Here is a 26,280-nt window from a genome sequence, read left to right on the forward strand (position 1 = left end):
TTTTCAGCGCGTTACATTTTGCTACGAGGCAGGCCGCAAGCCCTGCCTCTTTTCTTTTCTGTCCTTTCAATCCTTTCCAAATCAACGCAAAATCTCAACCCTGACAGGCGAAAAAAGGGATGCGGGCGTGAATTCAGGTTTGATGGTATTACACGGAAATCACTCAGAAACGCTGAGGGACGTGCTGGTCTCGTGGATGGCAGCGCATCCGCTGTCGCCGCTGGAAAATGAAGTGATTCTGGTGCAGAGCAACGGCATCAACCAGTGGCTGAAACTGGCGCTGGCGCGTGATGTGACCGACGGTGGCTGCGGAATTGCGGCGGCGCTGGATATCAAACTTCCGGCACGTTTTTTCTGGCAGGTGTACCGCGCGGTGCTCGGCAAAGAACAGGTGCCGGAATCGTCGCCTTTTGACCGTCCGCTGCTGACCTGGCGCCTGATCCGCCTGTTACCCGAACTGCTTGCCGAACCCGTTTTTGCGCCGCTGGCCCGTTTCTTAAAAGATGACGGCGATATGCGTAAATTGCATCAGCTGGCGCAGCGTCTGGCGGATTTATTCGATCAGTATCAGGTTTACCGTGCTGACTGGCTGGAAGACTGGGGCAACGGTCTGGACGTTCTGCGCACCAGCCGTAAAGGCAGCGAGCCCTTGCCGGAAAACCTGCTGTGGCAGCCGCAACTGTGGCGCGCGCTGCTGGCGGATGTACCTGAAAACGAGCGCAACACCAGCCGTGCGGCGCTGCATCAGCGTTTCCTGCACTATGCGCAAACTATTCCTGAAGACCAGCGCCCGGCCGGTTTACCGGCGCGGCTGGTGGTTTTTGGCATCTCCTCGTTACCGCAACAATCCCTTGAAGTGCTGGCCGTGCTGGGACGCTGGACACACATCTTTATGTGTGTGCATAACCCGTGCGAGCACGACTGGAGCGATATCATTGCTGATAAAGATTTGCTGCGCGCAGAGCGGATACGTCAGTTGCGTAAGCCGGGCATGCCGCAGGTCATTGCCGAAGATGAGCTCCATCAGCATGCGCATCCGTTGCTGGCGGCATGGGGCAAGCAGGGGCGTGACTATATCGGTTTGCTGAATGAATACGACAACCACGAATCCTATGCGGCGCAACTGGCGCCGGTGATCCCGCGCATCGACCTCTTTACCTCAAACGGCACCGATACCCTGTTGCATCAGTTGCAGGAAGACATTTTGCAGCTGCGCCCGCTGGCTGAAACCATCGATGAATGGCCTGCCGCTGACGTTCAGCATGACGATTCCCTGCGTTTCTTTATTACCCACAGCGCCCAGCGCGAAGTGGAAGTGCTGCATGACCGCCTGCTGGCGGCGCTGGCCGCAGATCCGACGCTGAAAGCGCGTGACATTATCGTGATGGTGCCGGATATCAACGGTTATGCGCCGCACATTCAGGCGGTGTTTGGCCTGATGGAGCGCAGTGATCCGCGTTATATCCCGTTCACCGTTGCCGATCAGGGACCGCGCCAGAATAATCCGTTACTCGGTGCGCTGGAAAGTTTGCTGGAACTGCCACAGTCGCGTTTTGCGGTCAGTGATTTGCTGGATTTACTCGATGTGCCGTCGGTGCGTCAGCGTTTCGGGATTGAAGAAGAACAACTGCCGCTGCTGCACCGCTGGATCAGAGCCGCCAACGTGCGCTGGGGGCTGCATGCCGAGCAGCGCCAGAGCCTCGAACTGCCGTTATCACCGGAGCAAAACAGCTGGTTCTTTGGTCTGCAACGCATGTTGCTGGGCTATGCGGTGGGCAGCGGCGAAGCCTGGAAAAACATCGAGCCGCTGGATGAAATCGGCGGGCTGGATGCGGCACTGATTGGCCCGCTGTCACATCTGCTGAACTGCCTGGATGACACCTGGCGTCAGCTACGTGAACCTGCGCCTCCGCAGGAGTGGGGCAGGCGTCTGCGTCATATCCTTTCTCAATACTTTAGCGAGGATGACGGTGAAGATGGCTTTATTTTAGTGCGTCTGCACGGTGAGCTGGAAATCTGGCTCGAAGCCTGTGAAAGCGTAGATTTACAGGCCGAACTGCCGCTGTCGGTGGTTCGCGATCACTGGCTGGCGCAGTTCGACCAGTCGGGTCTGACCCAGCCGTTTTTCGGCGGCGCGGTGACGTTCGCCACGCTGATGCCGATGCGTGCCATTCCTTTCCGCCACGTGCATCTGCTGGGGATGAACGACGGTGATTATCCGCGTAACCGCGTGCCGATGGATTTCGACCTCATGGGGCGCGATTACCGCCCGGGCGACCGTTCACGCCGTGAAGATGACCGTTATCTGTTCCTCGAAGCCCTGCTTTCTGCGCGTGAACGCTTACACATTAGCTGGGTGGGGCGCAGCATTCATGACAACACCGAGCGCCCGCCTTCGGTGCTGGTGGCGCAGTTGCGCGACCATCTGGCGGCAGGCTGGAAAGCACAAAGTGGCGAAGATTTACTGCACGCCCTGACCACCGAACATCGTCTGCAACCGTTCAACCGCGACTATTTCAGTCAGGGCAGCCCGCTGTTTAGTTATGCCCACGAATGGCGCGCCGGGCTGGAAGCGGAAGCCGCTGCCGTGGCAGCGCAACCGCTGCAACCGGTGGAACAGGAAGGCGCACTGACGCTGCGTCAGTTGTCGGATTTCCTGTCGGATCCGGTGCGCAGTTTCTTCCGCCAGCGGCTGAATATCTACTTTGAGCTGGAAGATCCGGGCAGCGAAGATCAGGAGCCGTTCGACATCAATGCGCTGGAAAACTGGCGGTTGCAGGATGAGCTGATCCGCGCGCAAAAATGGGCACTGGAAGCGGGCGTTTCGCGTCAGGATGTTTTACGTCAGCAACTCGAACGTATTGAACGACGCGGCGAGCTGGCACCGGGCGAATTTGCTGCGGTGCTGAGTGACGATCTGGCCGAACCGATGGATACCTTGTTTGCCAGCTATCAGCAGGTTCTCGATGCATGGCCGCAGCCGCTGGTGAACGAGGCGCTGGAAGATAAAACCGTTGGTGTGATGTTCTCCGACTGGCTGAGCGAACTGCGGGCAAATGCTGCGGGCGGCCGTGCCCGCGTGGTGCTGGAAAGTACCGGCATCATAAAAGATCGCGCTTACCGCTTTGACCGGCTGCTGCCTTACTGGGTTGCGCATCTTGCGGGGCATCTTGACGGACAGCCAATGCACACCTTTATCGTCAGCAAAAACGGCACCGCCGAATTACCGCCGCTGGAGATCGCTTATGCGCGCGAACTGTGGGACACGCTGATTGAAACATGGAGAATCGGGCAGTTGCGGCCGTTGCCGCTGGCGGTAAAAACAGCCTTTGTCTGGCTGAAAAAAGAGGGCACGGCGCACAGCGCAACGGACAGCGATGCCTGGCTTGCCGCCCGCGACAGCTACGAAAATCACGATCCGGCCAACATGAAATTTGGTGAGCGTGACAGCAATGCGTACCTGGCCCGCGCGTGGCCGGACTTTGCCGCACTCTGGTCTGACGGTGAATTTGCCCGGCTGGCCGATGTGCTACTGGCACCGTTGATCAATTATCTTTCCCGCAGTAAGAAAGGAGACAAGGAATGACGGAACAACGTCTGCCATCAGCATTGAATGTGCTGAACTTTCCGCTGACGGGAAGCCGCCTGATTGAAGCCAGCGCGGGTACCGGCAAAACTTTCACCATCGCCGCGCTGTATGTGCGGCTGGTGCTCGGACACGGCGGCGATAACGCCTTCAGCCGCCCGCTGACGCCGCCGGAAATTCTGGTGGTGACCTTTACCGATGCCGCAACCAAAGAACTGCGCGATCGCATCCGTGCGCGTTTATCGCAAGCGGCGGGGTATTTTTTAGGAAATCCTGACGCGGAAAATGACAGCGACGAATTTTTGCAAAATTTGCGTGCGGAATATACGCCTGAGCAATGGCCGGGCTGTGCCCGCAAGCTGCAACTGGCGGCGGAATGGATGGATGAATCTGCCGTTTCCACTATTCACGGCTGGTGTAACCGCATGCTTGGCGAGCACGCATTCGACAGCGACAGCCTGTTTACCCAGACGCTGGAAACCGACCAGACCGAACTGCTGATGAACGTGGTGCGCGATTACTGGCGCAGTTTCTATTTCCCGCTCGGTGAGCAGGAAATCCGTATGTTGCGCGGCTGGTGGCGCTCACCGGAAGACTTACACCGCAGCGTGATGCCGCTGCTGGAATATGCCGGAGAGTTAGGCTCAGATCAGACGCCTGCCGAAGTATGTGAAACGGTGAATAACCTGAAAGCGGCGGAACTGGCTGCGCTGAAACAAGACTGGCCGCAATGGACGCAGGAACTGCGCACAATGCTCGAAGGCGCGGTAGCAGCGAAAGCGGTGAATGGGAAAATTCAGGCGCGATATTTCAATCCGTGGCTGGATAAACTCCACGCCTGGGCGACCAGCGACGAAATAATCCCGGATCTCAAAACCGGCTGGACCCGCCTGACACCGGCAGGCCTAGACGAAGGCTGGAAGCAGGGCGTTGCGCCCGTCCATCCGGCCATTTCGGCAATGGAAACCCTGAAAACCCGGCTGGAAAGTTTGCCGGATGCCCGCAGCGGTTTACTGCAACATGCCTGCCGCTGGATAAAAAATCGTTTTGACCTCGAGCAGCAAAAGCGCGCGCAAATGGGTTTCAACGATTTGCTGACCCGTCTGGACGCTGCGCTCAGCAGCGACAACGGCGCACGACTGGCGGAGATCATCCGTACGCAATTCCCGGTGGCGATGATCGACGAATTTCAGGATACCGATCCGCTGCAATACCGCATTTTCGACGCCGTTTACCGCGTGGCGGAAAATGCGCCGGAGCAGGGGCTGATCCTGATCGGCGACCCGAAACAGGCGATTTACGCCTTCCGTGGTGCCGATATTTATACTTATCTGCGCGCCCGTCGTGATACCGGTGGCCGCCACTACACGCTGGCGACCAACTTCCGTTCTACCCGTGCGATGGTGGCGTCAGTGAATCAGGTGTTTGAACTGGCCGAAAATCGCAAGTCCGGCGAGGGCGCGTTCCTGTTCCGGCGCGGCGCTGAAAATCAGGTGCCGTTCCTGCCGGTAGAAGCCAAAGGACGCGCCGATACGCTGGTAATTGATGATGCCGAAGCCGCTGCGCTGACGCTGTGGTATCCGGAGAATCAGGCGGAAGTATTGCCGAAAAACCAGTATGTCCAGATGATGGCCGACGGCTGCGCCACGGAAATTGTTCGCCTGCTGCGCCTCGGCCAGCAAGGTTCTGCCGGTTTTGGCCTGCCCGGCGAAACGCTGAAGCCAGTAATGCCCGGCGATATCGCGGTGCTGGTGAACACCGGGCGGGAAGCGACCGCAGTGCGCGTTGCGCTGTCGAAACGCGGCGTGCGCAGTGTGTATCTTTCCGATAAAGAATCGATTTTTGAAAGTGCGCAGGCGGGCGAATTGCAATACTGGCTGGCGGCTTGTGCTGCGCCGGAAAACGACCGGTTACTGCGCGCGGCCCTCGCGACACCTTCGCTGAACCTGAGCTGGGAAGCGCTGGACCGGCTCAATCAGGATGAAAACGAGTGGGAGCGCTACGTTCAGCAGTTTCAGGCGCTGCGTACCTGCTGGCGCAAACAGGGCATTCTGCCGATGCTGCGCCGTCTGATGTGGGAATTCGACGTGCCGCGCCGTCTGCTCGGCCGTGGTGACGAACGTGCGCTGACCGACCTGCTGCATCTTTCTGAACTGCTGCAACAGGCCAGCGTTCAGCTCGACGGCGAGCACGCGCTGATCCGCTATCTGGCGGAACAGTGTCAGGATGAACATCAGGGGGGCGATGCGCGCAAACTGCGTCTCGAAAGCGATGCAGAACTGGTGAAAGTGGTCACGGTGCATAAGTCCAAAGGGCTGGAATATCCGCTGGTATTCCTGCCTTTCGCCTGTGCTTTCCGCGCGGTGAAAAAACAGGACTCACCGCTGAAATGGCACACGGCGGAAGGTGAACTGGAAGTGGCGCTGAGCGCGACGGATGAACAACTGGCGCAGGCCGATCGCGAGCGTCTGGGGGAAGACCTGCGTAAGTTCTACGTCGCGATGACCCGCTCGCGTTACGCGCTGTGGCTGGGCATGGCTCCGCTGAAAGAGTTCGAAAAGAGCGCCTCCGGCTATCTGTTCCACGGCGGCGACGCGATCGATGCGGATGCGCTGCCCGCCAGTTTGCAGGCACTGGAGACAGACACTATTCGCGCCTGGCCGCTGCCTGTTACGGACGGCGCAATCTATCGCAGTGAGCAGTTGCTGCCGGAACTCGGGCCGCGTCCTCCGCTGCGAACGCATAAAGGGCCGCGCTGGTGGGTGTCGAGTTTCTCCGGCCTGCAAATCGCACCGGCAGGCAGCTACATGGTGCCGGAGACCCTGAACCGGGAGCCTCGTGGTGAGATCGAAAGCGCAGCTCAGGACAGCTATTTAGAAGATCAGAAAGTATTTGTGGAAGACAAAGAGCCGGTGCCCGGGCTTTTGCAACCGATGACCGGTGAGAATTTGTATGCGTTTCCGCGCGGTCCTGCGCCGGGTAATTTCCTGCACGGTTTGCTGGAATGGGCGGGCGACGAAGGGTTTGCTGCACTGGCGAAGGATCCGGCGAAAATCGCCGATCAGGTTGCGCGGCGTTGTAATACGCGCGGCTGGGAAAAGTGGATCGTACCGCTTTCCGGCTGGCTGACCGCGTTACTGACGCAGCCGTTAGCCCTGCCGGACGGTGAAACCTTCACGCTGGCGGAACTGCCGCCTTATCAGGTTGAAATGGAGTTCTGGTTCTCGCTGACGAAGGTTTCAACTGTTCGCCTCGACAAGCTGGTTCAGCAATACACGCTTGAGGGCGCGGAGCGTGCGCCGCTGCTGGCGGAAGATCTCAACGGCATGCTGAAAGGCTTTATCGATCTGGTGTTTGAACATGACGGGCGTTATTACGTGCTGGATTATAAATCCAACTGGCTCGGAGACGATGCCAGCGGTTATGACCAGGAAAATATGACGCAGTCAATGCGCGAGCACCGCTACGATTTGCAGTTCTCGCTGTATCTGTTTGCGCTGCATCGTCTGCTGAAATCCCGCATACCGGATTATGACTACGACCGGCATATCGGCGGCGCGGTGTATTTATTCCTGCGCGGCAGCCACGCGCCGGGTAACGGCGTCTGCGTTCAGCGGCCGGACAAAGCATTAATGGAACAACTCGACGCTCTGTTCAGCGGCACGGAGGAACACGCATGAGAATCAACAGCCGTGAAGATATCGCACAACTGCTGGCGAGCTGGGTGGAATGTGGCTGGCTGCGCGAACTCGATCGCGCACTGGTGACGTTTCTGGCAAAAGAAGCGCCGGACGCGCATCCGTTATTGTTGCTGGCGACCGCACTGACCAGCTATCAGTTAGGGCGCGGTCATGTGTGTCTGGATTTGCAGGCCACGCTTGATGACAGCGCATTCTCACTCTCGCTGCCACCGGAAGGCGATCACGCTGACGGCGCGGTGATCCGTCCGGCGGCCGTGCTCGACGACCTGAGTTTGCAGGAATGGCTGGCGGCGCTGGTGCACCCGACGCTGGTCGGACACCACGAAGGTAATTCGCCGCTGGTGCTGACCGGCCAGCGCCTGTATCTGCGCCGTTACTGGCAGTACGAACAGAATGTGCGGGCGGCAATTGAACAACGTCTGGCGCGCAGTGCGCTGCACACTTTGCCGGTGGAATCTTTGCGTGCGCCGCTGACGGCGTTATTCCCGGCGGATGCGAAATCTGATATCGCCAACTGGCAGAAACTGGCCTGCGCGCTGGCGGCGGGCAGTGCGTTCAGCATTATTACCGGCGGGCCGGGCACCGGTAAAACCACCACGGTGGTGCGTCTGCTGGCGTTGTTACAGACGCTGGCGCTGGAGGAAAATGGTCAGCCACTGCGCATCAGACTGGCCGCGCCGACCGGCAAGGCGGCAGCAAGACTCAATGAATCAATTGCCGGTGCGGTATCGAAGCTGGATCTCAGTGCGCTCGGCAACGGTAATGCGGTGCGAGAAAGTATCAACACCGATGTGGTGACACTGCACCGTCTGCTCGGCAGCCGCCCGGATACGCGGCATTTTCGCCATCATCCGGGCAACCCGCTGATGCTGGATGTGCTGGTGGTTGATGAAGCGTCAATGGTCGATCTGGAAATGATGGCCGCATTGCTGGCGGCATTGCCGGAACAGGCGCGTCTGATCCTGCTCGGCGACAAAGATCAACTGGCGTCGGTGGAAGCGGGGGCATTACTGAGCGAGTTATGTCAGCGCGCCAACGGCGGCCATTATCTGCCGCATACCCGCGACTGGTTGCAAAGCGTGACCGGCGAACAGGTCCCGGATTCGCTGGTTGATCCCCAGGGTACGGCGATGGATCAGGCTGTAGTGATGCTGCGCCACAGTTACCGTTTTGATGCACAAAGCGGCATTGGTCAGTTAGCGGAAGCAGTAAATGACGGGGATGTGAAAGCGCTGAAACAGGTCTGGAAACATGGATACGCTGACCTGGCGGAACTGACATTGAGCACTGACGATGATGCTGAACTGCGCGACTGGGTGGTGAAGGGCGGCACGAAGCAGTTCCCGGCGGCGGCCAGACGCGAAGGCGTAGAACCTCCGGTCGGCTATCAACATTATCTCAACGTGATGATCCAGGCGCGACCGGCAGACAATGAACCGCCGGAAGCCTTCAACCGCTGGGCGGCCAGAGTGCTTCTGGCCTACAGCCAGTTCCAGCTGCTGTGCGCCTTACGTGGCGGGCGCTGGGGTGTGGAAGAACTGAATCAGCGCATCGCCGACATCTTGCGAAAGGAAGGGTTGCTTAAGGCGTCGATCGGCTGGTATCCGGGGCGTCCGGTGCTGGTGACCCGCAATGATTACAGCCAGCGTCTGATGAACGGCGATATCGGCATCACGCTGGAGATCCCGCATCGTCTTGCCGATGGTACTGTGGTGCCGACCCTGCGAGTGGCGTTTCTGGCCGGAGACGGTACGCAGGATATCCGCTGGGTGATGCCGGGGCGTTTGCAGGCGGTGGAAACCGTATTTGCCATGACGGTGCACAAATCACAGGGATCCGAATTTACCCATACCGCGCTGCTGCTGCCGGAGAATCTCAGTCCGATCCTCACGCGCGAGCTGATTTACACCGGCATTACCCGTGCGCGTCACTGGTTCAGTCTGGGATGTGTCGGGGGAATGAATGCCGTTTTACCGGATGCGGTGAAGCGTCGGGTGTTACGTGCCAGCGGATTAATCGAAAGCGCGTAACGCATACCTGAAGACGAAAATCAGCATTCGTGCTCATGAATTCTGACGAGTTTATGTAGCGTGCGGGCCTTGTTGCCCGCCACTTTGGTGGCTTTGTCCGGATCGCCAGCCACAAATTCCAGCGTCGGTGAGTAATAAAAAGGCAGCCAGCCACCGTAGCCATTCTCCCACTCCCAGCGAACCGGGCAGGGCCACAGAATGTCTTCATGCATGATGTAATAAGTCCATCGCCCATGCGGACGACGAGGTTTTAGTATTTTCATAAACGGGAGAACGGGCTCTTAAAAATCACTCAGGATATTCTGGCTCGCGTAGCGGAAGGTTTCAACCCTCTGACCGGAATGATGCTTATTTAAGCAGTTTTAAGCGGGGTAATTTGCAATACTTTACCCCCAGATCATCGCCGCCCAGCGTAACAGCATCAGTGCGCCACAGATACACAGCAGTACTACGACCATTTTCCAGTGCTTGGTCATCATCCGTTTGGTTACCATTTCTCCTCCTGCAATCCGGACATTGAGTGCGCCATGTGCTGATCAACATAGTGGACAACATGTTCTTTCAGTTCAGGAACGGTCTGATCGGTGAGCCATTCAAACGCCATCAACAGTAAGGCTGCGATGGCAATAACTGACAAAAGTATAACGGCTTTATTGCGTACTTCCATGATTCCCATTGATTCTGAATTGCCTGATTTTTACTTTGCGAGAATAAGCCGCATCGGGAGCGGCTTCAGCATTCTGGTTCCGGAAAGGTTTAGAGATTATACCTTTTCGCCTGATTCGAAACTTTGATCCCGTTTCTGCTCCTCCGGCATTAGTGCTATTTCTTCATGACGGGCTCCCGGGCGGAAACCGTTCTTGCGGGCGCAAACGGCAATAATCAGCCCGGCGACGATAAGCAACTGCATGGCCCACGGAAAGACTGCAATGCCCGCGGTTTCCAGCAGGATCCCACCGGTTACCCCGCCACTGGCAATCGCCAGATTCCACGCCACGACCACCATCGATTGCGCCATATCGGCATGTTCACCGGTAGCGTCAGCAATCGCCGTTTGCAGCAAGGTTGCTGCACCACCAAACGTCAACCCCCACAGCGCGACACACAATGTCACGGTCAGCGGCGAAAAGCGGCTCAGCGCCAGCACGAGTGATAGCAGGGCAAAGGCTATCAGGCTGACCAGCAGGGTGCGCCGCAAATATTTATCCACCAGCATGCCGGTGATACCAATGCCTGCCAGCGCGCCGAGGCCGAAAACCAGCAATATCTGATCGGCCCGTGCATCAAGCCCGGACAGGCGCAGGAACGGCACGATGTAGGTATAAAGCAGGTTGTGCGCCAGCATCCACAGCAGGATCACCATCAGAATACTGCGCACGCCGGGCATCATCATTACCTGTCTTAAAGGCTGGCGTTCCCCTGCGGCCTGCCCCGGATAGTCCGGTACTTTTTTCACCACCCAGACAATCAGCACCAACGTGATGGCGGACATCACGCCAAATGCCATGCGCCATCCGAGCGCGGAACCCATCCAGGTGCCCAGCGGAACGCCGACAGATAGCGCCAGAGGTGTGCCGACCATCGCCACCGACAACGCACGCCCTTGCTGATGCACCGGGACCATCCGCCGTGCATAACCGGCCAGTAACCCCCACGCCAGCCCTGCCGCCGCGCCGGCCACCCAGCGGGCGAAGAGCGTCAGGACATAATTCGTCGAGAAGGTGGTGAGGGTATTAAAAATCAGAAAGCCAAAGATTGCCGTCAGCAATGCAGTGCGGCGGTTCCAGCCCCGTGTCAGTGCCGCCAGCGGGATGACGGCCATCAGCGAACCGGCGGCATACAGCGTCACCAGTTGCCCGGCCATCGCCGGTGACACATTAAGATCCGCTGCAATTTGAGGTAGCAATCCGGCGGGCAAGGTTTCGGTCATGATGGCGATAAAGCCGGTCAGTGCCATCGCCAGTAAAGCTGAAAGTGGCAGGGGAGATTTCAAGGCAATGGAATTCATGACTGCGCTCCATACACCGCATCGCGCAGTTCAGTGACGAACGCGCCTGACATGCCTTCATACAGGGTATTGGTCAAGGCAACGACGCTCAGTCCGGCGGTACGGTCAACGAACCAGGAATGACCGTAAGCCCCGCCCCAGCGCCACGTGCCGGTTGATTCCGGTGAAGCGGCAGCCTGCGGGTCACGTAATACCGAAAAACCTAAACCAAAGCCCAGACCCGGGGATTCCGGCAGTTCGGCTCCGCGAGTTTGATCCCGTCCCATTTCATCGACCAGCGCGGACGAGATCAACGGAGCGCCGCCGAGACGCAACATTTCCAGCATCTTCAGTACGTCAGCCGCGCTGCTGACCATACCCGCGCCGCCGGAAGGATAAGCCTGGGCATCGAGTGCGCGCGAAGGTGAGTATTCAATTCCCACGGTATTGTCGAAAGCGGCGACTTTTTCGCCTTCACGCAGACGATGGGGCTGTGGCACATCACTGACATACGGCGTAGCCAGCCGCGCCGGGTCATGTGCGAAGAAACCGGTGTCATGCATGCTCAGCGGGTCGGTCAGTTGCGTTTTTACCACTTCAGCGAGCGGTTGTTTGCAGACCTGTTCCAGCACTGCGCCCAGCACGTCCACGGCCAGCGAATACCCCCACGACGTGCCCTGTGTATACAGCAAAGGCACGTCCGATAAACGTCGCAGATTTTCCGCCAGCGAAATGCTGCTGCTGTCCATTCCGTCAGAAACCCCTGCGCGGGCATAAGGGCCGTTTTCGTCCGGCTCAAAAAAACGGTAACTCAGCCCGGCGGTATGACTTAATAACTGCCGTACCGTGATGCGTGCCGGTTGTCCGTCTGGCAGGGTAGGGCGAAACTGCGGCAACCCTGTCTGAATATCGTCATCCAGCGCCAGCTTCCCCTGGGTGATCAGTGCCATTGCCACGGTGGACACAATCGGCTTGCTGACCGATGCCAGACGGAAAAGCGTATTTTCAGTCATCGGTTGGTGGCTTTCCCGGTCGGCAAAACCGGCAGCCTGGTGGTAAACCACCTCGCCGTGAAGGGCGACCATGACAACGGCACCGATCAGTCTTTGTGACTGAATAGCCTGAGCGATAACGCAATCAAGTCGGGATTTCAACGCAGTGGAATTCATGGGATATCTCAGCTTCAGAAAGTGTTAAATCACGATAGAGATCTCCTCAGTGAGGAAAAAGTAGGGTAGGTTTCCATAATATACGGACGATGATGTCCGTAATCGGGGGCAGTAATGGAAAATCTCAGTAGCCTGAATACCTTTGTACAGGTGGCAGAAACCCGCAGTTTTGTGGCAGCCGGGCGAATTTTAGGCGTATCGGCGTCGGCGGTGGGTAAAAGCATTGCGCGCATGGAGACCAGGCTGAATGTGCGGCTGTTTCACCGCAGCACCCGCAGCGTGACGCTGACCGTCGAAGGGACGCTGTTCCTCGAACGCTGCCGGCGCATCGTGGCGGAACTCGAGGCGGCAGAAAGCGAGCTGTCGCAACTGGCGGAAAGTCCGCGCGGCAGGTTGCGGCTGAGTTTGCCTCAGGTCAGCACGCTACTCTTGCCGGTGCTGGGCGAGTTTATGCGTCGTTATCCTGATATCGGGCTGGATCTGGATTTCACCGATCGCATCGTTGATGTGGTGGAAGAGGGGTTTGATGCCGTGGTGCGCACCGGCCAACTGGCTGATTCGCGATTGTCGATGCGCAAGCTGGGTACTTTTCATCATTTACTGGTCGGCGCGCCGGATTATTTTGAACAGTATGGTACACCTGCGAAGCCGCAGGAACTGGTTGAACACCGTTGTCTGCATTTTCGCTTTCCTAATAGCGGAAAGCTCGAACCATGGCCGCTGCCGGAATATCAGGATTTATCGCTGCCGGTATCGATGGTTTGCAATAATATTGAAACGCGCCAATGTTTTGCCCTGCAGGGGCTGGGCATCGCCTGTCTGCCTGATTTCAGTATCCGCAAGGAGCTGGCGGGCGGGCAACTGGTGACCGTGCTGGATGATTACGTGAAGCGCAGCGGTGATTTTTACATTTTATGGCCCTCCGGCGGTTATATGACGCCGAAGTTGCGGGTGTTTATTGATTTTCTCAGTGAACGGGTTTTCCCTGAAAATCCCGAGCTGGCGCTGCTATGTCCTCATTAAATCTGTTGTTAACTAAGGGAGTGTGTGATGAGTCATTCTGTCTTAATTGAACGCTTTTCTGCCGCCGATCAGCGCGGTGTGGTGGATGTGATTTTACCGATCCAGAATCAGGAATTTGGCATTGTCATCACCGAAGAACAGCAGCCTGATCTGCATGACATTCCGCAATTTTATCAGCGCGGCGCCGGGGATTTCTGGGTTGCCCGCTATGAAGGGAAAGTCGTGGGCACGCTGGGACTGAAAGATATCGGCAATGCGCAGACAGCACTGCGCAAAATGTTTGTCAGCGCGCCTTTTCGTGGCAGGGAGTACGGCGTGGCCACATTGTTACTCAACACGTTGCTGCATCATGCCCGGGAGAAAAATGTGAAAGATATTTTTCTCGGCACGACAGACAAGTTTCTGGCGGCGCATCGCTTTTATGAAAAGAACGGTTTTAAGGAAGTCACGGTGCCGGATCTGCCGCCAGCCTTCCCGCTGATGGCGGTAGACAGTAAATTTTACCGGCTAACCTTCTGATTTTTAATACTGTCAGTTTGCTGTCGTGTCCGTGTCAGGTTGCTGTCGTGTTGATTTCCGATCCTGCGTTGCATGCTGATTGGGTGTTCAACATTCACTCTACAGGTAAAAATTATGAATCAGAGCAAAATCAGGCAACTTCGCATTTCCCGTGCATGGTCTCAGGAACAACTGGCAGAACTTTCCTCACTGAGCGTGCGCACGGTGCAGCGTATCGAAAATGGTGAGCAGGCCAGCCTAGAAACCCTCGGCGCTATCGCAGCAGCCTTTGATATCAAGGTTTCTGAACTGACAGAAAACGATGCGAAAACGGGCAGTGCTTCAGGGCAGGCGCTTGACGACCAGATAGAAAAAGCCAGATATCAGGTAGCGGAAGAAAGCAGTTTTTATCGTTCCGTTCTGTTGTGGGCGGTGATCAACGCCGGTCTGTTCGCGATAAACCATTACACCTCGCCGGATTCAGTCTGGTTCGTCTGGCCCCTGTGTATCTGGGGCGGCATTGTGTTGTTGCGGGGGTTACGCATTTTTGTTTTTCGCGGATCGGTGGAGCGCTGGCAGAAGGCGCGTTTACAGAAGTTAATACGCAAGCTCTGATCCGGAAAAAATGCTACTAAAGCGCCCGTGTTAATCGTAAGCAAAACTGCCCTGACTGAGACATATCAAAACCCTTGCCGGACATACTGCTATCCTCTGTAATATTCAGGGTCATTAGCTCAACGGACAGAGAATGGATCAGCAGCGGCGGTTTGCATTTAATCTTAAGAGACTGATATTGCTTCTTGCACTGGTGAGTACGCTTGTCACCTTGCTCAGCAGTTATCTGGCAATTTTTCAGGTAGAGAAGAAGCTCCTTACCGAATCCTCCCTCAGGGCGAGTCAGTCGTTCGCCACACGACTGTCGCTGACGGCTGATTTGTTTTTCAATGCCGTAAACAAGCAGGTGGCCTATAGCGCCGATTTACTCGGCGAGCGGTTTAACAATGTTGATGCACTGACTGAAGAAGCCGATCGTTTGCAGTTGCAAAGTAAGCGCTTCAGCTCGGTGCTGGTGGTGGATACCACCGGCGTCGTGCGTGCGGCTTCACGAAACTCTGCGGCGATGGTCGGTTTAAAACTGGTGTCTGATGCCAATACCGCTGCGTTGAAAACGCAAAATCCGGTGCTCAGTTCCCCCTTTCTCACTCCACAGAATAATCACATCATTGTGCTTTCCTCACCCATCCGTAATGCGCGTGGCGGCTATCTCGGGTATCTGGCCACCGAAATTGACCTGAGCAAAGGCAGCATTGTGGATACGCTGATTAATGCCCGCAATTACCGTAAAGACGCCTATATCTATGTCATCGACCGTGAAGGCGACGTGTTGTATCGCGACGCGTCAGGCTGGAGTGAAAGCGCGCCACAGGGGCATGTGAACAAGGCACTTTTGGGCGGACGGGAGCAGGGTTTTTTGCGTATGGAAAACCTGCAAGGCGAAGAATCTCTGGCGGGTTTCTCTACGGTGGAGGTGGCGGGCTGGACGGTGCTGGTGCTGCATCCGGCGAAAGCCGATGTGATGCTGCTGTATCACGTAATGATGCAGGTTTTGATCTACACGTTGCCGATTGTCATTCTGGTGTTCATCTGCATCTGGCTGCTGACGCGCTATATTTCGCGGCCGCTGCGACAGCTTGCCTCGAAGGCTGACACCATGGACTCACATGATGTCTCCGAGGAAATTCAGCAGATCAATGCCTGGTATTACGAAGCATCGAAGCTGAAAACGGTGATGTTGCAGGGGATCCGGTTGTTGCATCAGCGTATCGAACAACTGAGTACCGAAGCCCATACCGACCCGATGACCGGGCTGCTGAACCGGCGCGGTTTTTATGAGGCGGTGGATAAACAGCTAAAGGAATCGTCGCGCGTTGCAGTCATCACCCTCGATATCGATCACTTCAAAAAAGTAAACGACACTTTCGGACATGACGTGGGCGATAGGGTGATCACTCAACTGGCGCGCCATATTCTGAGTAATTCGCGGGAAGGCGATCTGCTGTGTCGCATGGGTGGCGAGGAATTTTTACTGCTGCTGCCCGGCGCGTCACTGACGCAGGCCACCGGGCTGGCCGAGCGTTTGCGCAAGCAGGTTGAAATGCAGCAGTTTGAGGGGGCCGGTCAGGTCACGATTTCACTCGGCGTTACCCTGTTCTATCCCGGAAAAGCCAATATTGACGGGGCATTGAAAACTGCGGATAAAGCGCTGTATCAGGCCAAAAATAAAGGGCGTAACTGCGTGGTGAATTTGTAGATTGGATGAGGCTAAACGGTCAGCCAGAAGGATGAGAAAAGGCTCAGGCATCGCGCCTGAGCTTTGACTTAGCGTGAACCCGGCAGCAGGGATTCAGTGCATTTGAAGACGTCTTCGCGGAATTTGCGTGAGGCATCATCCAGATCAGCCTGATTGGCGACATCTGCACGGTTGGCTTCCAGCGCCTGATTGACCGCGAGGGTGAACGCATTTTCCTGGCTGGCATTCAGCACATTCCCCACGCTGCCAAACAGCAGACGCATGGCGGAAATCTGCACCAGCAGCTCACGGTTTACGCGCTCAAGCTGGTCAACACGTTTGTTCAGGGTCTCGTCATTCATAGGTGTCTCCTTATTTAATTGCCGCACACCATAACAAAAGCACCGCAATGAAAAAACCGTCTTACGGCGGGCGGGTCTTTGTCTGGTGGATTAACGCACCATTTGCTGCATCTGACGGCTGAGTTGCATCAGTTGCGCATTCAGCGGAACCAGTTGTTGCTGGATGGCGTTGTATTTATCCAGTTGTTTCTGGTTGGCGAATTGCAGACGGTTGCCGGTGATGGTGACGTTTTTGCCCTGACTTTTGATGAAGTCGGCCTTCGCTACAATCAGGTTCAGCACCTGCGGCAATAAATCAAACACCTGCTCAGTGATGGCTGACGGTTTAACGATGGTTTTCTCATACACCTGATCGTAAATCTTCTTCAGGTCTTCCGGCTGTTTCAGCGCTGCATGCTGCGTATCGGCCTGGGTTTTCAGCAGCACGATTTTCTCTTTCCATCGTTCACTGCTGTCAGCCATTTTCTTCAGATCATCGCGCTGCTCAAGCAGGTTACTGACACTGTTTACGCCGTTCATACCGGCAAAAACCGGCACCAGCGAAGAATCCAGTTCGATATTCATCTGATGATGAAAACCGGTGATAATCGCGTAATCTTTAGTGTAATCGCCAAACTCTTTTTTCTGCGCTTCGGTCAGTTGCGGGACGGCCAGCACGGGTTTATCGAGGATCCGCGACTGAAGAAAGTCTATAAAGGCTTTGCGTTGTGCGGGTTCTTTATCACCGCAGCCGCTGAGGACAACAATCATCAGCAACATCATAAAAGGGAGCAAAAATACGCGGTGTGAGGTCTGTAAGCGGGGCGCTGAGTGCATCATTTCCTTGTTCCTTTATCTCCATCATCAGAGCCTTAACCTTAACGCATAAAGATAATTTTTTGCTAGATCAGCATAGCTATCTTCGCTAACGTCACTCTCAGAGTCATTTATTCAGGGAATGTATCACTTTGAAGCATAAGTCATTTTCGATAAAACAGTTTGCGCCGGTGCTGGCCATGATGATCCTCGCGGGGTGTACCTCGACGAAAAAAAGCGCAACGCCGGTGCAAAATCCGCATGACGTGAAAGCGGATATCGTGCGGCTGATGCCGACATCAGCCCCCGACAGAAAAGGTTGGGCGACCGATATTACCGCCGCTTTCACCACGCAGAACATTCCGGCAACCACCGAAAATATCTGTTCTGTGCTGGCGGTGGCGCAGCAGGAATCCAATTTCAACGCCGACGCACCGGTGCCGGGATTAAGCAAAATTGCGTGGAAAGAGATTGACCGGCGCGCCGATGCGGTTCATGTGCCCAATTTCCTGGTGCACACCGCGTTGTTGCTGAAATCCCCGAACGGCAAATCCTACAGCGAGCGGCTGGATAACGTAAAAACCGAGAAACAGCTGAGTGCGATTTTTGATGATTTCATTGATATGGTGCCGATGGGGCAGAAGCTGTTCGGCAATCTGAATCCGGTGCATACCGGCGGGCCGATGCAGGTCAGCATCGCGTTTGCCGAGCAAAACGCCAAAGGCTATCCGTATAAAGTTGAGGATTCAATCCGCAACGAAGTGTTTAGCCGCCGCGGCGGCGTGTATTTTGGCGTCAAACATCTGCTGGGGTATCCGGCGAATTACACTCAGCCGTTATACCGCTTTGCCGACTTTAATGCTGGCTGGTATGCCAGCCGCAACGCCGCATTCCAGAGTGCGGTAAGTAAAGTGTCCGGCATTCCGCTGGCACTGGACGGTGACCTGATTAACTACGGCACTGATAAACCGGGCGGCACAGAGCTGGCGGTACGCACACTGAGCAAACGTCTGGACATCAGCAATTCGGCCATCCGTAAGGCACTGGAGAAGGGCGAACAACTGGAGTTTGAAGAGACCCGGCTCTACAAGCAGGTCTTCGCGCTGGCGGATAAAACCACCGGAAAAAGACAACCACGGGAAATGCTACCGGGCATCACGCTGGAAAGTCCGAAGATTACCCGCAAGCTGACTACCGCGTGGTTTGCTAAGCGGGTAGACGGTCGTCGTGCGGATTGCATGAAAAGAGCGGGAGGATGATTCTTAAAGCCTGCCGGAACCGGGCAGGCTTTCTCATTATTTAATCGGGCTACAGCCGTTGTCACGGGCGGCCTGAGCGATATTTCCGGTTGGAATAAATCCGCCGGTAATATAATCCCGTTGAAATAAAAGCTTGCTTAATAAATCCGCCTGTGTGTAAATAGCGTCAACGGTTTGTGGTTAAGACCTATTTATGTAAGACATTTTAGTAAAGCAGTTCCTGGTTCAAGTGATATAGCAAATCCTTTCTCCGACGAATTTCCTTCTCTGATGCATCCATAAGTATTTCAAATAAAAACAGACCTATATTGCCCTATGGCATCATAAAATAAAAACGAAGAAGGTATTTTCTATGTCTAATAAAATGACTGGTTTAGTAAAATGGTTTGACGCTGGTAAAGGTTTCGGTTTCATCTCCCCTGCAGACGGCAGCAAAGACGTGTTCGTTCACTTCTCTGCAATCCAGAGCAATGATTTCAAAACCCTGGACGAAGGTCAGAACGTTGAGTTCACCATCGAAAATGGTCAGAAAGGCCCATCAGCGGGTAACGTTGTCGTTCTGTAATGTCGCCTGATATTGAAGGCAAACACTCTGCAATAGCGAAGATGGGTTAAACCCGGAGCAGCCAGAATAATTGTTTCAATATCGACATTATCAATGACAAAAATAAACCCTGGCCAACGCCGGGGTTTATTATATATAAGCTTCTGAATTTATTTCCGGGAGCCATAACAGAAAAGCCAGTTGGATTATTTCACCCGTTGTTTTTTCTGTTATGAAATGGCCGTGCTCAGGCCGCGCAATGTCGGAGTGTTCGATGGACGCTTGCGCCATAATATGACGGCCGGGAAAGCACCGGCAAATTCCCTTTATCCTTTGGACTGGCTCTGCGTTGGCCGCCATCACTCACCCCAGTTACATACTGATGTATGCTCCCGGGGACGCGTTCTGTTGCCGCCTTCCTGCAACTCGAATTATTCGTGAATAAGCTTTGTGTTCAATCCCGATCCCAATCCAACCTCAATTGCTGCCTTTGCCGAAAAACAGGCAAAAAAAAGCCCGCACGCGGCGGGCAAAATAACAGGGTTCTACAGGGGTATTACACAGGGACATCACACAACATTTGATGGATTTAAGATATCAAACCTTGTGTATGGTTTTGTCATCGCCCGGTAAGGTTAATCCAGCAGATGTAAGCCTTATTTGTCCGCATAATGCGTAATCACCTGATCAATTTTGCTGTCCGCCAGCGCAATGCCCTTCTGTATCAGAGACTCAGAACCGATGCTTGCCAGCACGATAACCACGGCAACAATCATTAATCCTTTGTATGTCATGATGAATCCTTCCGCATAGCTTAATGAATGGCAGCATTATGCGACGATACGGCAAGTATCGCCACAGGAAGAGAAAGCAGAGGGAAAGGCGTTATGCGCCTAAATGGCCGACAGTGAAATACGTGACCAAACCAACGATCACCAGCAGCGCAATCGCAGAGGCAGTATAAAGAATGATGCGTTTAGGGCTGTAAAATGCCATGAAATGTCCTTATTTATCCGTCGTCGTTAACGCTGTTTACTCACAGAAGTTCCATCATCAGGGCCATCACATAACCGATCCCGACAGAGCCTCCTGCCATCATTAACCAAAAAGCAGTGGCCTTCATTTCACACTCCTTGTGCGGGACGAATTGTCCCAATCATTTGTTTCATGATGCAATTATAACAAACATATAATCCATATGGATAAATATGTGCTTTTATTTTAAGCAATGTGTCTGAGAAATCCCTTTCTGAACTGTGAAGCATCTCGCTAATCTGCCCAAAAGCAATGACGAAGCAGGGGAGATGATTGTGCTTATGCACATCGTTTAATGCATTGATAATATGCAGTAATAAGGCCAGTGAGTCCTTGCGGGTGATCAAAGCTTGGGCGACTGCACAATGGTAAATCCCGGTGTACACATCTTACTTAGTGTTGCAGTTGTTCATAATTTCAACGCTAAGGGAACACCATGAACGGTCATGAAAACAAAGCGGTACGCAGTGCAAACCGCAAATTCTTTGCCCGCACCATTCCGATGCTCATCCTGATGTTGATCATTAACCAAATCGACCGCACCAATGTCGGATTCATCAAGCATAGCCTGGAAACCGACGTAGGCATCAGCACGGCAGCGTTCGGTTTCGGTGCCGGGCTGTTCTTCGTCGGTTACGCGCTGTTTGAAATTCCCAGCAACATGCTGATGGACAAGTATGGCGCGCGTGTCTGGCTGACGCGCATCATGATCACCTGGGGTGCGGTGGTCTTTGCCATGGGCTTCGTCACCACACCGATGCAATTCTACGTGCTGCGGTTTCTGCTCGGTGTCGCTGAAGCCGGTTTCTTCCCGGGGATCCTGTTCTATTTCCGCAAATGGGTGCCGAATGTTTACCGCGGCCGTGCCACGGCTTTGATCCTCACCGGTTCAGCAGCCGCGTACTTGCTCTCCGGCCCGGTTACCGGTGGCCTGCTGGAATTGCATGACTTTATGGGATTGCCGGGCTGGCAGTGGGTGCTGTTTATCGAAGGTGCGCTGTCGGTGCTGGTAGGGATCGTGGCGGCATTCTTCCTGGTGTCGAAACCTGAAGAGGCAAAATGGCTGACTGCTGAAGAGAAACTTGCGCTGAGTAATGCGCTGAGCACGGAATCCAGTTCGCGTGATTTACATACGCAGGGGCAGTCGCGCTGGAAGCTGATCACTGACGGCAAAATGGCGTACCTGTGTTTCCTGTTCTTTGTGATGTGCATGACCGGTTACACGCTGGTGTTCTGGCAGCCGGAGATCATCGGCCGCATTCAGGGGCTTTCCCCCTTCCAGATCGGCATGCTGAATTCCGTTCCGTGGATTTGCGCCATTATCGCCATCAATATTCTTGGCCGCGTCAGCGACCGTTTCCGCGGCAGTCGCGAAACCATTCTGGCGCTGGCGTTGATTGTGGCTGCGATCGGCACCTGCCTGTGTACGGTCGGCAGTCCGTGGTTTGGTTTATTTGCGCTATGCGTGGTGTGTATCGGGACGAAATCCAGCGCGGTATTGTTCTGGCCGATCCCGCAAAGTCAGCTACCGTCATCCATCGTGGCGCCGGGGATTGCGCTGATCAATTCACTGGGCAATCTCGGCGGTTTCTTCGCACCGGCGGTGTTTGGTTATCTGCAACAAACCACCGGCAGCACCACTGCGGGTTTGTATATCCTCAGCGGAATTTCGGTTTTCGCCGCTATCACGCTGTTCTTCACCAAAACTCACCGCACGCCAACGCAACCTGAATATCACGCCCCGCAGGGAATGGAGCCAAAACGTCATGTCTGATACGCCTAAAATTGTCGAAATGCAGGTCATTCCGGTCGCCGGTTACGACAGCATGCTGCTGAACATTGCCGGTGCACATAACTGTTATTTCACCCGTATTTTGCTGGTGCTCAAAGACAGTGCCGGACATACCGGCGTGGGCGAAGCGCCCGCCACCGGCGTGGTGCTGAAGATCCTCAATGATGCCATCCCGCATATCGTCGGGCAGAAAATTGGCATCATGAATCAGCTGGTGAGCGATTTGCACAAACGGGATCTGGAGGAAAACCGTCAGCCGAAACCGGTGCTGCCGGGCTTCCGGCCGTGGGATCTCGAACGTCATCACAATGCCGTCGCGGTTCTGGAAACCGCACTGCTGGATCTGATGGGGCAGTTTCTCAATCAGCCGGTGGCGCAACTGCTCGGCCCCGGTAAACAGCGCGATGAAGTGCCGGTGCTCGGTTATCTGTTTTATATTGCCGACCGGCAGAAAACCGATCTGGATTATCAGCCAGGAAAGGCGCTGGCGGGGCAGCATCTGTGGTATCACCTGCGTCATCAGGAGGCCATGAGCCACGAAAAAGTGGTGCAACTGGCGGAAGCGGCACAGGATAAATACGGTTTTAAAGATTTCAAACTTAAAGGCGGCGTGCAGGCGGGTGAAGTCGAAATAGAAACGGTCAGGGCACTGAAAAAACGCTTCCCGCAGGCGCGTATTACTGTGGACCCGAATGCGTCCTGGTCGCTGGATCAGGCGATTTCTCTGTGCAAAAACATGCACGGGATTTTGTCTTACGTTGAAGATCCGTGCGGCGCGGAGCAGGGGTTTTCCGGACGTGAAACGCTGGCGGAATTTAAGCGCGCCACCGGATTACCGGTCGCGACCAATATGATTGCCAACGACTGGCGGCAGATGAGCCATGCGCTGCAACTGAATGCGATCGATATCCCGCTGGCTGATCCCCATTACTGGTCGATGCGCGGGGCGAATACCATCGGCACATTATGTAATGCGTGGGGGCTGACGCTTGGCTGTCATTCGAACAATCACTTTGATGTGTCGCTGGCGATGCTGGCGCATCTCGGGGCGGCCGCGCCCGGCGAGATCACGCCATTTGATACACACTGGATCTGGCAGGAGGGACAGCATCTGACCAAAAACCCGTTGCAGATTAAAGACGGTAAACTGGCGCTGAATGAACTGCCGGGGCTGGGCGTTGAACTGGATATGGATGCCGTCGGCATCGCCCATCAGCGTTACAACAACCTGCGGCACAAAGATCGCGATGATGCGATCGCCATGCAGTATCTGATCCGCGGCTGGGCGTTTGACGGCAAGCGCGCCACTTTGGTTCGCTGACGTCGGGCTGACTGGCGTGTGGTGACTTAAGCGAGTTTTATTTCAAATAATCGGTGCGGGCGTTCAGTTTGTTATGCGCGCTGGCATCGATAGTTGTGGAAGGTCTGGTGCTGCTTTCGCTGGCTTTACGGTTCAGTTCAGAAGCCACTTCCTGAGCGCTGGAAGGGTAAGCCTGAGCGAAACTGTTGAACGTGGTCATTGAGATCATCAGGCCAAAAAGAGCGAGGGTAATGCGTTTCATTTTGCAGGTGTCCGGTCTGTTCACATTTTGTCATAAGGGTACGTGATTCAGCGACCGATTTTATATGCTTTCTTCATAAGAAACGGGAGCTAATTGTGCTCCCGTTCATCATTTATGCTGCGCTCAGCTGCTGTGTTACACGTGCTGGAGCGTATTATGCGCTTCTTCTGACTTATTCGGTAAGCGAATTGTGGCAGAAAGAACCAATGACACAATCAATAATACAGTGATGATGCTGAAGGTCACTGCGAAGCCACCGAACAGGGAAGCCACCAGTGAGGCAAAGATGCTGCCGATACCGAAGCCCAGATACAGCAGGCCGTAGTTTTTGGTCATGTTGTTCAGGCCGAAGAAGTCGCTGACCAGTGAAGGGTAAACGGTGATGGTTCCACCGAAGCTGAAAGCGACGCAGGCCACGGAGAGGAAGAACATCATTTCGTTCATCTGGGTGAACAGCATCATGCTCATACCGGCCAGCGACACAATCTGCGCGATAGAGATAACGCGGATACGCTGCATTTTGTCAGACAACACACCCAACACCAGGCGGCCGCTCAGGTTAGCAATCGCAATCACGGTTACGGCGTTGGCGGCGGTCAGCGCATCCAGTTTAACCAGGCTTTGACCGATATCTTTCGCCACACCAATCACATACAAACCACTCATGCAGGCGGTCAGGAACATCAGCGCCAGCATCCAGTATTGCGGTGCACGAATGGCTTCGGCCAGGGTGAAATCACGGCTGTCGTTGCTGTTATCGTTCAGGGTGTTTTCCTCACGGGTGACGGCTGATGTTTCCTGTTTCGGCGCATCTTTCATCATCAGTGCGCCGGCAATCACCATCACCATCGCCACACCACCCCAGATCATGAAGGTGTTTTGCAAACCTTCCGTCGCCAGCAGATGACCGCAGACGAATTTGAATAACAGACTGCCCAGCCCGTAAGCACCGATTGAACAGGCTGAAATCATGCCTTTACGCTCAGGGAACCATTTCACGCAGTTGGTGAGGGTCAGCAGGTAACCGGCACCGTCCGCCAGACCGACCAGCACGCCGGCGCTGATGTACAGCATGATCACGTTATCGGAATGGGCGGTCAGCGCGAAACCGGCGGCCATCAGTAAACCGGCGGCGATGGTGACGGCACGCACACCAAACCGTTCCTGAAGTTTACCCGCAACGGAAGAGGCGAGAGCCAGACACAGACTCAGGATACCGAACGTCAGCGCAACGCGGCTGATCGGTTCGCCGAGTTTTTCGGACAACTGACCGTTAAAGAGACTCCAGGTATAAACGGAACCCAGTGCAAGCTGAGTAAGAATGGTACCGGCCAGTGTCAGCCAGCGGGTACGGTTGTCGTTCTGCATGCCAGATTTGTCACTCATAGTGGGTTCTCCCGAGCGAAGTAGATTCAATTAACTGTGGCTATGATAAGTCCGCGGAATGGATGCGGATGATTTGTGGAGTGAGATGCATGAGTTGCGGAATGAAATGCATCCATGACGGCATGAGTCGCCATTTTCTGGCTAAAATCAGCTCAAAATTGGACTTAAAACACCGCTGCAGGCCTTGCGGGGCGCGGGTTTTAGTTGATCTGGATCACTAATCTGTTATTTAGTTTTTTCAGGCAGGGCTACAAAGGTTTCGTTGTGTCATTGGCTGCATCAGAAAGATTCTGACCGGGGGAGTTTTAAACGATTAATTATTAATAAGGTGAAAAAAACGAGCCGTTTGAGCTCGTTTTTGTTTCTGCGTTCCGGCCTACAAGGCCCCGGTATTCAGCGCGGCATTAATCGCGGCCGCGACGCCGGTCGGGTTTTCCCACATCATCGAGTGACCGGCTTGCGGCACAATGGCGGTCTGAACGCCATGTTGCGGCAAAACGGCGACATCCGGTTCAGGCAGTGAAAACTCACCAAACAACACCGTCGCAGGCATTTCAAGCTGATAAAGCTGTTCGCGCCATGATACCGTTTCCCCCTTTACCAGCCCGACCGCCTGACGGTGGATGGCCAGCGGCGAGGCGATGCTCATACATCCTGCCCAGATGTGATTATTCCCGCGTACGGCGACATCAATCAGATGTGCATGGCCCTCGCGCAGATATGCTTCTTCTGAATACTGAGTCACCGCGCGGCTGAAGGTGCCGCCGCCGGCATCCAGATTTGGCTCGGCGACAATCAGGCGCTGGATCAGATCAGGGCGTTGCGCTGCCACCATAATGGCAATGCTGCCGCCCATGCTGTGACCGATTAAATTGACCTGTGGCACACCCAGGCTTTCCAGCCAGGCAATCACACAATCAGTATGCGCCCGGAGGCTGTAGCTGAAATCATCGGGTTTATCGCTGTAACCTGAACCGGCGAAATCCAGCAGCAGCGAGCGACGCGGGCGCAGGGAAGCATCTGTCGCCACCCGTGGAAAATCGCAGGAAGCTGCACAACCCAAGCCGTGTAAAAAGACCAGCGGCACACCCAGCCCTGGTAACTCGTGGAAACGTAACTGCATTTCCATACCGGGTACTTTGAACGATTTCATCTCAATCCTTTGTTAATCACTTAAGTGCAATCTGCGGATTATAGGCAGGATTTTTCTTAGCGGCAGTATAAAAAAGGGGTGAACACGCATCCGGGACTGGCGGCATCA

The 26,280-nt window shown here is 54.9% G+C and carries 22 protein-coding genes; 11 read left to right on the plus strand and 11 right to left on the minus strand.

Going from position 1 to position 26,280, the window contains the following annotated elements; all coding sequences use genetic code 11:
• Positions 1–127 precede the first annotated feature (127 nt).
• The 3 genes from recC to recD are packed head-to-tail and all read left to right on the plus strand — an operon-like array spanning position 128 to position 9,317.
• Entirely contained in the window at positions 128–3,586 is a 3,459-nt protein-coding gene (recC, locus tag DXU84_RS03090; protein WP_370461713.1) for an exodeoxyribonuclease V subunit gamma, read from the plus strand.
• Positions 3,583–7,266 (plus strand): exodeoxyribonuclease V subunit beta, encoded by a 3,684-nt coding sequence (gene recB / locus DXU84_RS03095; protein ID WP_153374814.1) that lies wholly within the window; start codon positions 3,583–3,585, stop codon positions 7,264–7,266. Before recC ends, recB begins: the two co-directional genes overlap by 4 nt.
• Entirely contained in the window at positions 7,263–9,317 is a 2,055-nt protein-coding gene (gene recD, locus DXU84_RS03100; RefSeq protein ID WP_153374816.1) for an exodeoxyribonuclease V subunit alpha, read from the plus strand. The genes recB and recD overlap by 4 nt, the downstream gene beginning before the upstream one ends.
• A 20-nt stretch (positions 9,318–9,337) precedes the next feature.
• On the opposite strand, the gene DXU84_RS03105 is transcribed toward recD, so the two are convergent.
• From DXU84_RS03105 to DXU84_RS03125, 5 genes are all read right to left on the minus strand, one after another.
• Entirely contained in the window at positions 9,338–9,529 is a 192-nt protein-coding gene (locus DXU84_RS03105) for a hypothetical protein (protein ID WP_013574325.1), read from the minus strand.
• Positions 9,530–9,703: 174 nt separating this feature from the next.
• Positions 9,704–9,811, minus strand: coding sequence for a small membrane protein YniD (gene yniD / locus DXU84_RS03110; RefSeq protein WP_013574326.1), 108 nt, complete (start codon positions 9,809–9,811; stop codon positions 9,704–9,706).
• Positions 9,805–9,984, minus strand: coding sequence for a hypothetical protein (locus DXU84_RS03115; RefSeq protein ID WP_223509705.1), 180 nt, complete (start codon positions 9,982–9,984; stop codon positions 9,805–9,807). The genes yniD and DXU84_RS03115 overlap by 7 nt, the downstream gene beginning before the upstream one ends.
• A 96-nt stretch (positions 9,985–10,080) precedes the next feature.
• Entirely contained in the window at positions 10,081–11,325 is a 1,245-nt protein-coding gene (locus DXU84_RS03120) for an MFS transporter (RefSeq protein WP_153374818.1), read from the minus strand.
• The gene (locus DXU84_RS03125; RefSeq protein ID WP_153374820.1) at positions 11,322–12,473 is read right to left on the minus strand and encodes a serine hydrolase; all 1,152 of its coding nucleotides are present in this window, start codon (positions 12,471–12,473) and stop codon (positions 11,322–11,324) included. Before DXU84_RS03125 ends, DXU84_RS03120 begins: the two co-directional genes overlap by 4 nt.
• A 114-nt stretch (positions 12,474–12,587) precedes the next feature.
• Between DXU84_RS03125 and DXU84_RS03130 the strand changes: the two genes are divergently transcribed.
• The 4 genes from DXU84_RS03130 (at position 12,588) to DXU84_RS03145 (ending at position 16,305) form a co-directional block, all read left to right on the plus strand.
• The gene (locus DXU84_RS03130) at positions 12,588–13,496 is read left to right on the plus strand and encodes a LysR family transcriptional regulator (protein ID WP_013574330.1); all 909 of its coding nucleotides are present in this window, start codon (positions 12,588–12,590) and stop codon (positions 13,494–13,496) included.
• Between the two features lie 27 nt (positions 13,497–13,523).
• The gene (locus DXU84_RS03135; protein ID WP_013574331.1) at positions 13,524–14,015 is read left to right on the plus strand and encodes a GNAT family N-acetyltransferase; all 492 of its coding nucleotides are present in this window, start codon (positions 13,524–13,526) and stop codon (positions 14,013–14,015) included.
• Between the two features lie 114 nt (positions 14,016–14,129).
• Positions 14,130–14,609, plus strand: coding sequence for a 2TM domain-containing protein (locus DXU84_RS03140; RefSeq protein ID WP_112151302.1), 480 nt, complete (start codon positions 14,130–14,132; stop codon positions 14,607–14,609).
• A gap of 133 nt (positions 14,610–14,742) precedes the next feature.
• Complete coding sequence (locus DXU84_RS03145; protein ID WP_153374822.1) at positions 14,743–16,305, plus strand: sensor domain-containing diguanylate cyclase; 1,563 nt, start codon at positions 14,743–14,745, stop codon at positions 16,303–16,305.
• Between the two features lie 68 nt (positions 16,306–16,373).
• Here the strand turns inward: DXU84_RS03145 and DXU84_RS03150 are convergent, their stop codons facing one another.
• A complete protein-coding gene (locus DXU84_RS03150) occupies positions 16,374–16,646 on the minus strand; it encodes a hypothetical protein (RefSeq protein ID WP_015689466.1) in 273 nt (90 codons plus the stop codon).
• Positions 16,647–16,736: 90 nt separating this feature from the next.
• On the minus strand, positions 16,737–17,465 hold the full coding sequence (locus DXU84_RS03155; protein WP_153374824.1) for a DUF3053 domain-containing protein: 729 nt from the start codon (positions 17,463–17,465) through the stop codon (positions 16,737–16,739).
• Positions 17,466–17,641: 176 nt separating this feature from the next.
• On the opposite strand from DXU84_RS03155, the gene DXU84_RS03160 reads away from it, so the two are divergent.
• Complete coding sequence (locus DXU84_RS03160) at positions 17,642–18,700, plus strand: DUF1615 domain-containing protein (RefSeq protein WP_051931124.1); 1,059 nt, start codon at positions 17,642–17,644, stop codon at positions 18,698–18,700.
• 352 nt (positions 18,701–19,052) lie between these two features.
• Complete coding sequence (gene cspA, locus DXU84_RS03165; protein WP_013574336.1) at positions 19,053–19,265, plus strand: RNA chaperone/antiterminator CspA; 213 nt, start codon at positions 19,053–19,055, stop codon at positions 19,263–19,265.
• 635 nt (positions 19,266–19,900) lie between these two features.
• Here cspA and DXU84_RS24985 read toward each other — a convergent pair.
• The gene (locus tag DXU84_RS24985) at positions 19,901–20,038 is read right to left on the minus strand and encodes a hypothetical protein (RefSeq protein WP_013574337.1); all 138 of its coding nucleotides are present in this window, start codon (positions 20,036–20,038) and stop codon (positions 19,901–19,903) included.
• Positions 20,039–20,715: 677 nt separating this feature from the next.
• Between DXU84_RS24985 and DXU84_RS03170 the strand changes: the two genes are divergently transcribed.
• Together DXU84_RS03170 and DXU84_RS03175 are read left to right on the plus strand one after the other, a co-directional pair.
• On the plus strand, positions 20,716–22,053 hold the full coding sequence (locus DXU84_RS03170; protein ID WP_013574339.1) for an MFS transporter: 1,338 nt from the start codon (positions 20,716–20,718) through the stop codon (positions 22,051–22,053).
• Positions 22,046–23,392 carry an enolase C-terminal domain-like protein gene (locus tag DXU84_RS03175; protein WP_153374826.1) on the plus strand — a complete coding sequence of 449 codons (1,347 nt, stop codon included), beginning with the start codon at positions 22,046–22,048 and terminating at the stop codon, positions 23,390–23,392. Before DXU84_RS03170 ends, DXU84_RS03175 begins: the two co-directional genes overlap by 8 nt.
• Positions 23,393–23,429: 37 nt before the next feature.
• Here the strand turns inward: DXU84_RS03175 and DXU84_RS03180 are convergent, their stop codons facing one another.
• From DXU84_RS03180 to DXU84_RS03190, 3 genes are all read right to left on the minus strand, one after another.
• Positions 23,430–23,633, minus strand: a complete 204-nt coding sequence (locus tag DXU84_RS03180) for a hypothetical protein (RefSeq protein WP_013574341.1) — start codon at positions 23,631–23,633, stop codon at positions 23,430–23,432.
• Positions 23,634–23,768: 135 nt separating this feature from the next.
• The gene (locus DXU84_RS03185) at positions 23,769–25,019 is read right to left on the minus strand and encodes an OFA family MFS transporter (protein WP_013574342.1); all 1,251 of its coding nucleotides are present in this window, start codon (positions 25,017–25,019) and stop codon (positions 23,769–23,771) included.
• A 376-nt stretch (positions 25,020–25,395) separates the two neighbouring features.
• A complete protein-coding gene (locus tag DXU84_RS03190) occupies positions 25,396–26,172 on the minus strand; it encodes an alpha/beta fold hydrolase (RefSeq protein ID WP_153374828.1) in 777 nt (258 codons plus the stop codon).
• Positions 26,173–26,280: the final 108 nt, after the last annotated feature.

The sequence above is a fragment of the Rahnella sp. RcJ3 genome, from assembly GCF_009498575.1.
Classification (GTDB): domain Bacteria; phylum Pseudomonadota; class Gammaproteobacteria; order Enterobacterales; family Enterobacteriaceae; genus Rahnella; species Rahnella aceris.

Bases quoted from the DNA above. Each gene is read 5' to 3' on its own strand.
- DXU84_RS03120 (WP_153374818.1), bottom strand. From the start codon at position 11,325: ATGAATTCCATTGCCTTGAAATCTCCCCTGCCACTTTCAGCTTTACTG.
- DXU84_RS03185 (WP_013574342.1), bottom strand. From the start codon at position 25,019: ATGAGTGACAAATCTGGCATGCAGAACGACAACCGTACCCGCTGGCTG.
- DXU84_RS03115 (WP_223509705.1), bottom strand. From the start codon at position 9,984: ATGGAAGTACGCAATAAAGCCGTTATACTTTTGTCAGTTATTGCCATC.
- DXU84_RS03180 (WP_013574341.1), bottom strand. From the start codon at position 23,633: ATGAAACGCATTACCCTCGCTCTTTTTGGCCTGATGATCTCAATGACC.
- DXU84_RS03155 (WP_153374824.1), bottom strand. From the start codon at position 17,465: ATGATGCACTCAGCGCCCCGCTTACAGACCTCACACCGCGTATTTTTG.
- DXU84_RS03135 (WP_013574331.1), top strand. From the start codon at position 13,524: ATGAGTCATTCTGTCTTAATTGAACGCTTTTCTGCCGCCGATCAGCGC.
- DXU84_RS03175 (WP_153374826.1), top strand. From the start codon at position 22,046: ATGTCTGATACGCCTAAAATTGTCGAAATGCAGGTCATTCCGGTCGCC.
- DXU84_RS03150 (WP_015689466.1), bottom strand. From the start codon at position 16,646: ATGAATGACGAGACCCTGAACAAACGTGTTGACCAGCTTGAGCGCGTA.
- recB (WP_153374814.1), top strand. From the start codon at position 3,583: ATGACGGAACAACGTCTGCCATCAGCATTGAATGTGCTGAACTTTCCG.
- DXU84_RS03145 (WP_153374822.1), top strand. From the start codon at position 14,743: ATGGATCAGCAGCGGCGGTTTGCATTTAATCTTAAGAGACTGATATTG.
- DXU84_RS03130 (WP_013574330.1), top strand. From the start codon at position 12,588: ATGGAAAATCTCAGTAGCCTGAATACCTTTGTACAGGTGGCAGAAACC.
- DXU84_RS03140 (WP_112151302.1), top strand. From the start codon at position 14,130: ATGAATCAGAGCAAAATCAGGCAACTTCGCATTTCCCGTGCATGGTCT.
- DXU84_RS03105 (WP_013574325.1), bottom strand. From the start codon at position 9,529: ATGCATGAAGACATTCTGTGGCCCTGCCCGGTTCGCTGGGAGTGGGAG.
- DXU84_RS03190 (WP_153374828.1), bottom strand. From the start codon at position 26,172: ATGAAATCGTTCAAAGTACCCGGTATGGAAATGCAGTTACGTTTCCAC.
- DXU84_RS03160 (WP_051931124.1), top strand. From the start codon at position 17,642: ATGATGATCCTCGCGGGGTGTACCTCGACGAAAAAAAGCGCAACGCCG.
- cspA (WP_013574336.1), top strand. From the start codon at position 19,053: ATGTCTAATAAAATGACTGGTTTAGTAAAATGGTTTGACGCTGGTAAA.
- yniD (WP_013574326.1), bottom strand. From the start codon at position 9,811: ATGGTAACCAAACGGATGATGACCAAGCACTGGAAAATGGTCGTAGTA.
- recD (WP_153374816.1), top strand. From the start codon at position 7,263: ATGAGAATCAACAGCCGTGAAGATATCGCACAACTGCTGGCGAGCTGG.
- DXU84_RS03170 (WP_013574339.1), top strand. From the start codon at position 20,716: ATGAACGGTCATGAAAACAAAGCGGTACGCAGTGCAAACCGCAAATTC.
- DXU84_RS03125 (WP_153374820.1), bottom strand. From the start codon at position 12,473: ATGAATTCCACTGCGTTGAAATCCCGACTTGATTGCGTTATCGCTCAG.
- DXU84_RS24985 (WP_013574337.1), bottom strand. From the start codon at position 20,038: ATGACATACAAAGGATTAATGATTGTTGCCGTGGTTATCGTGCTGGCA.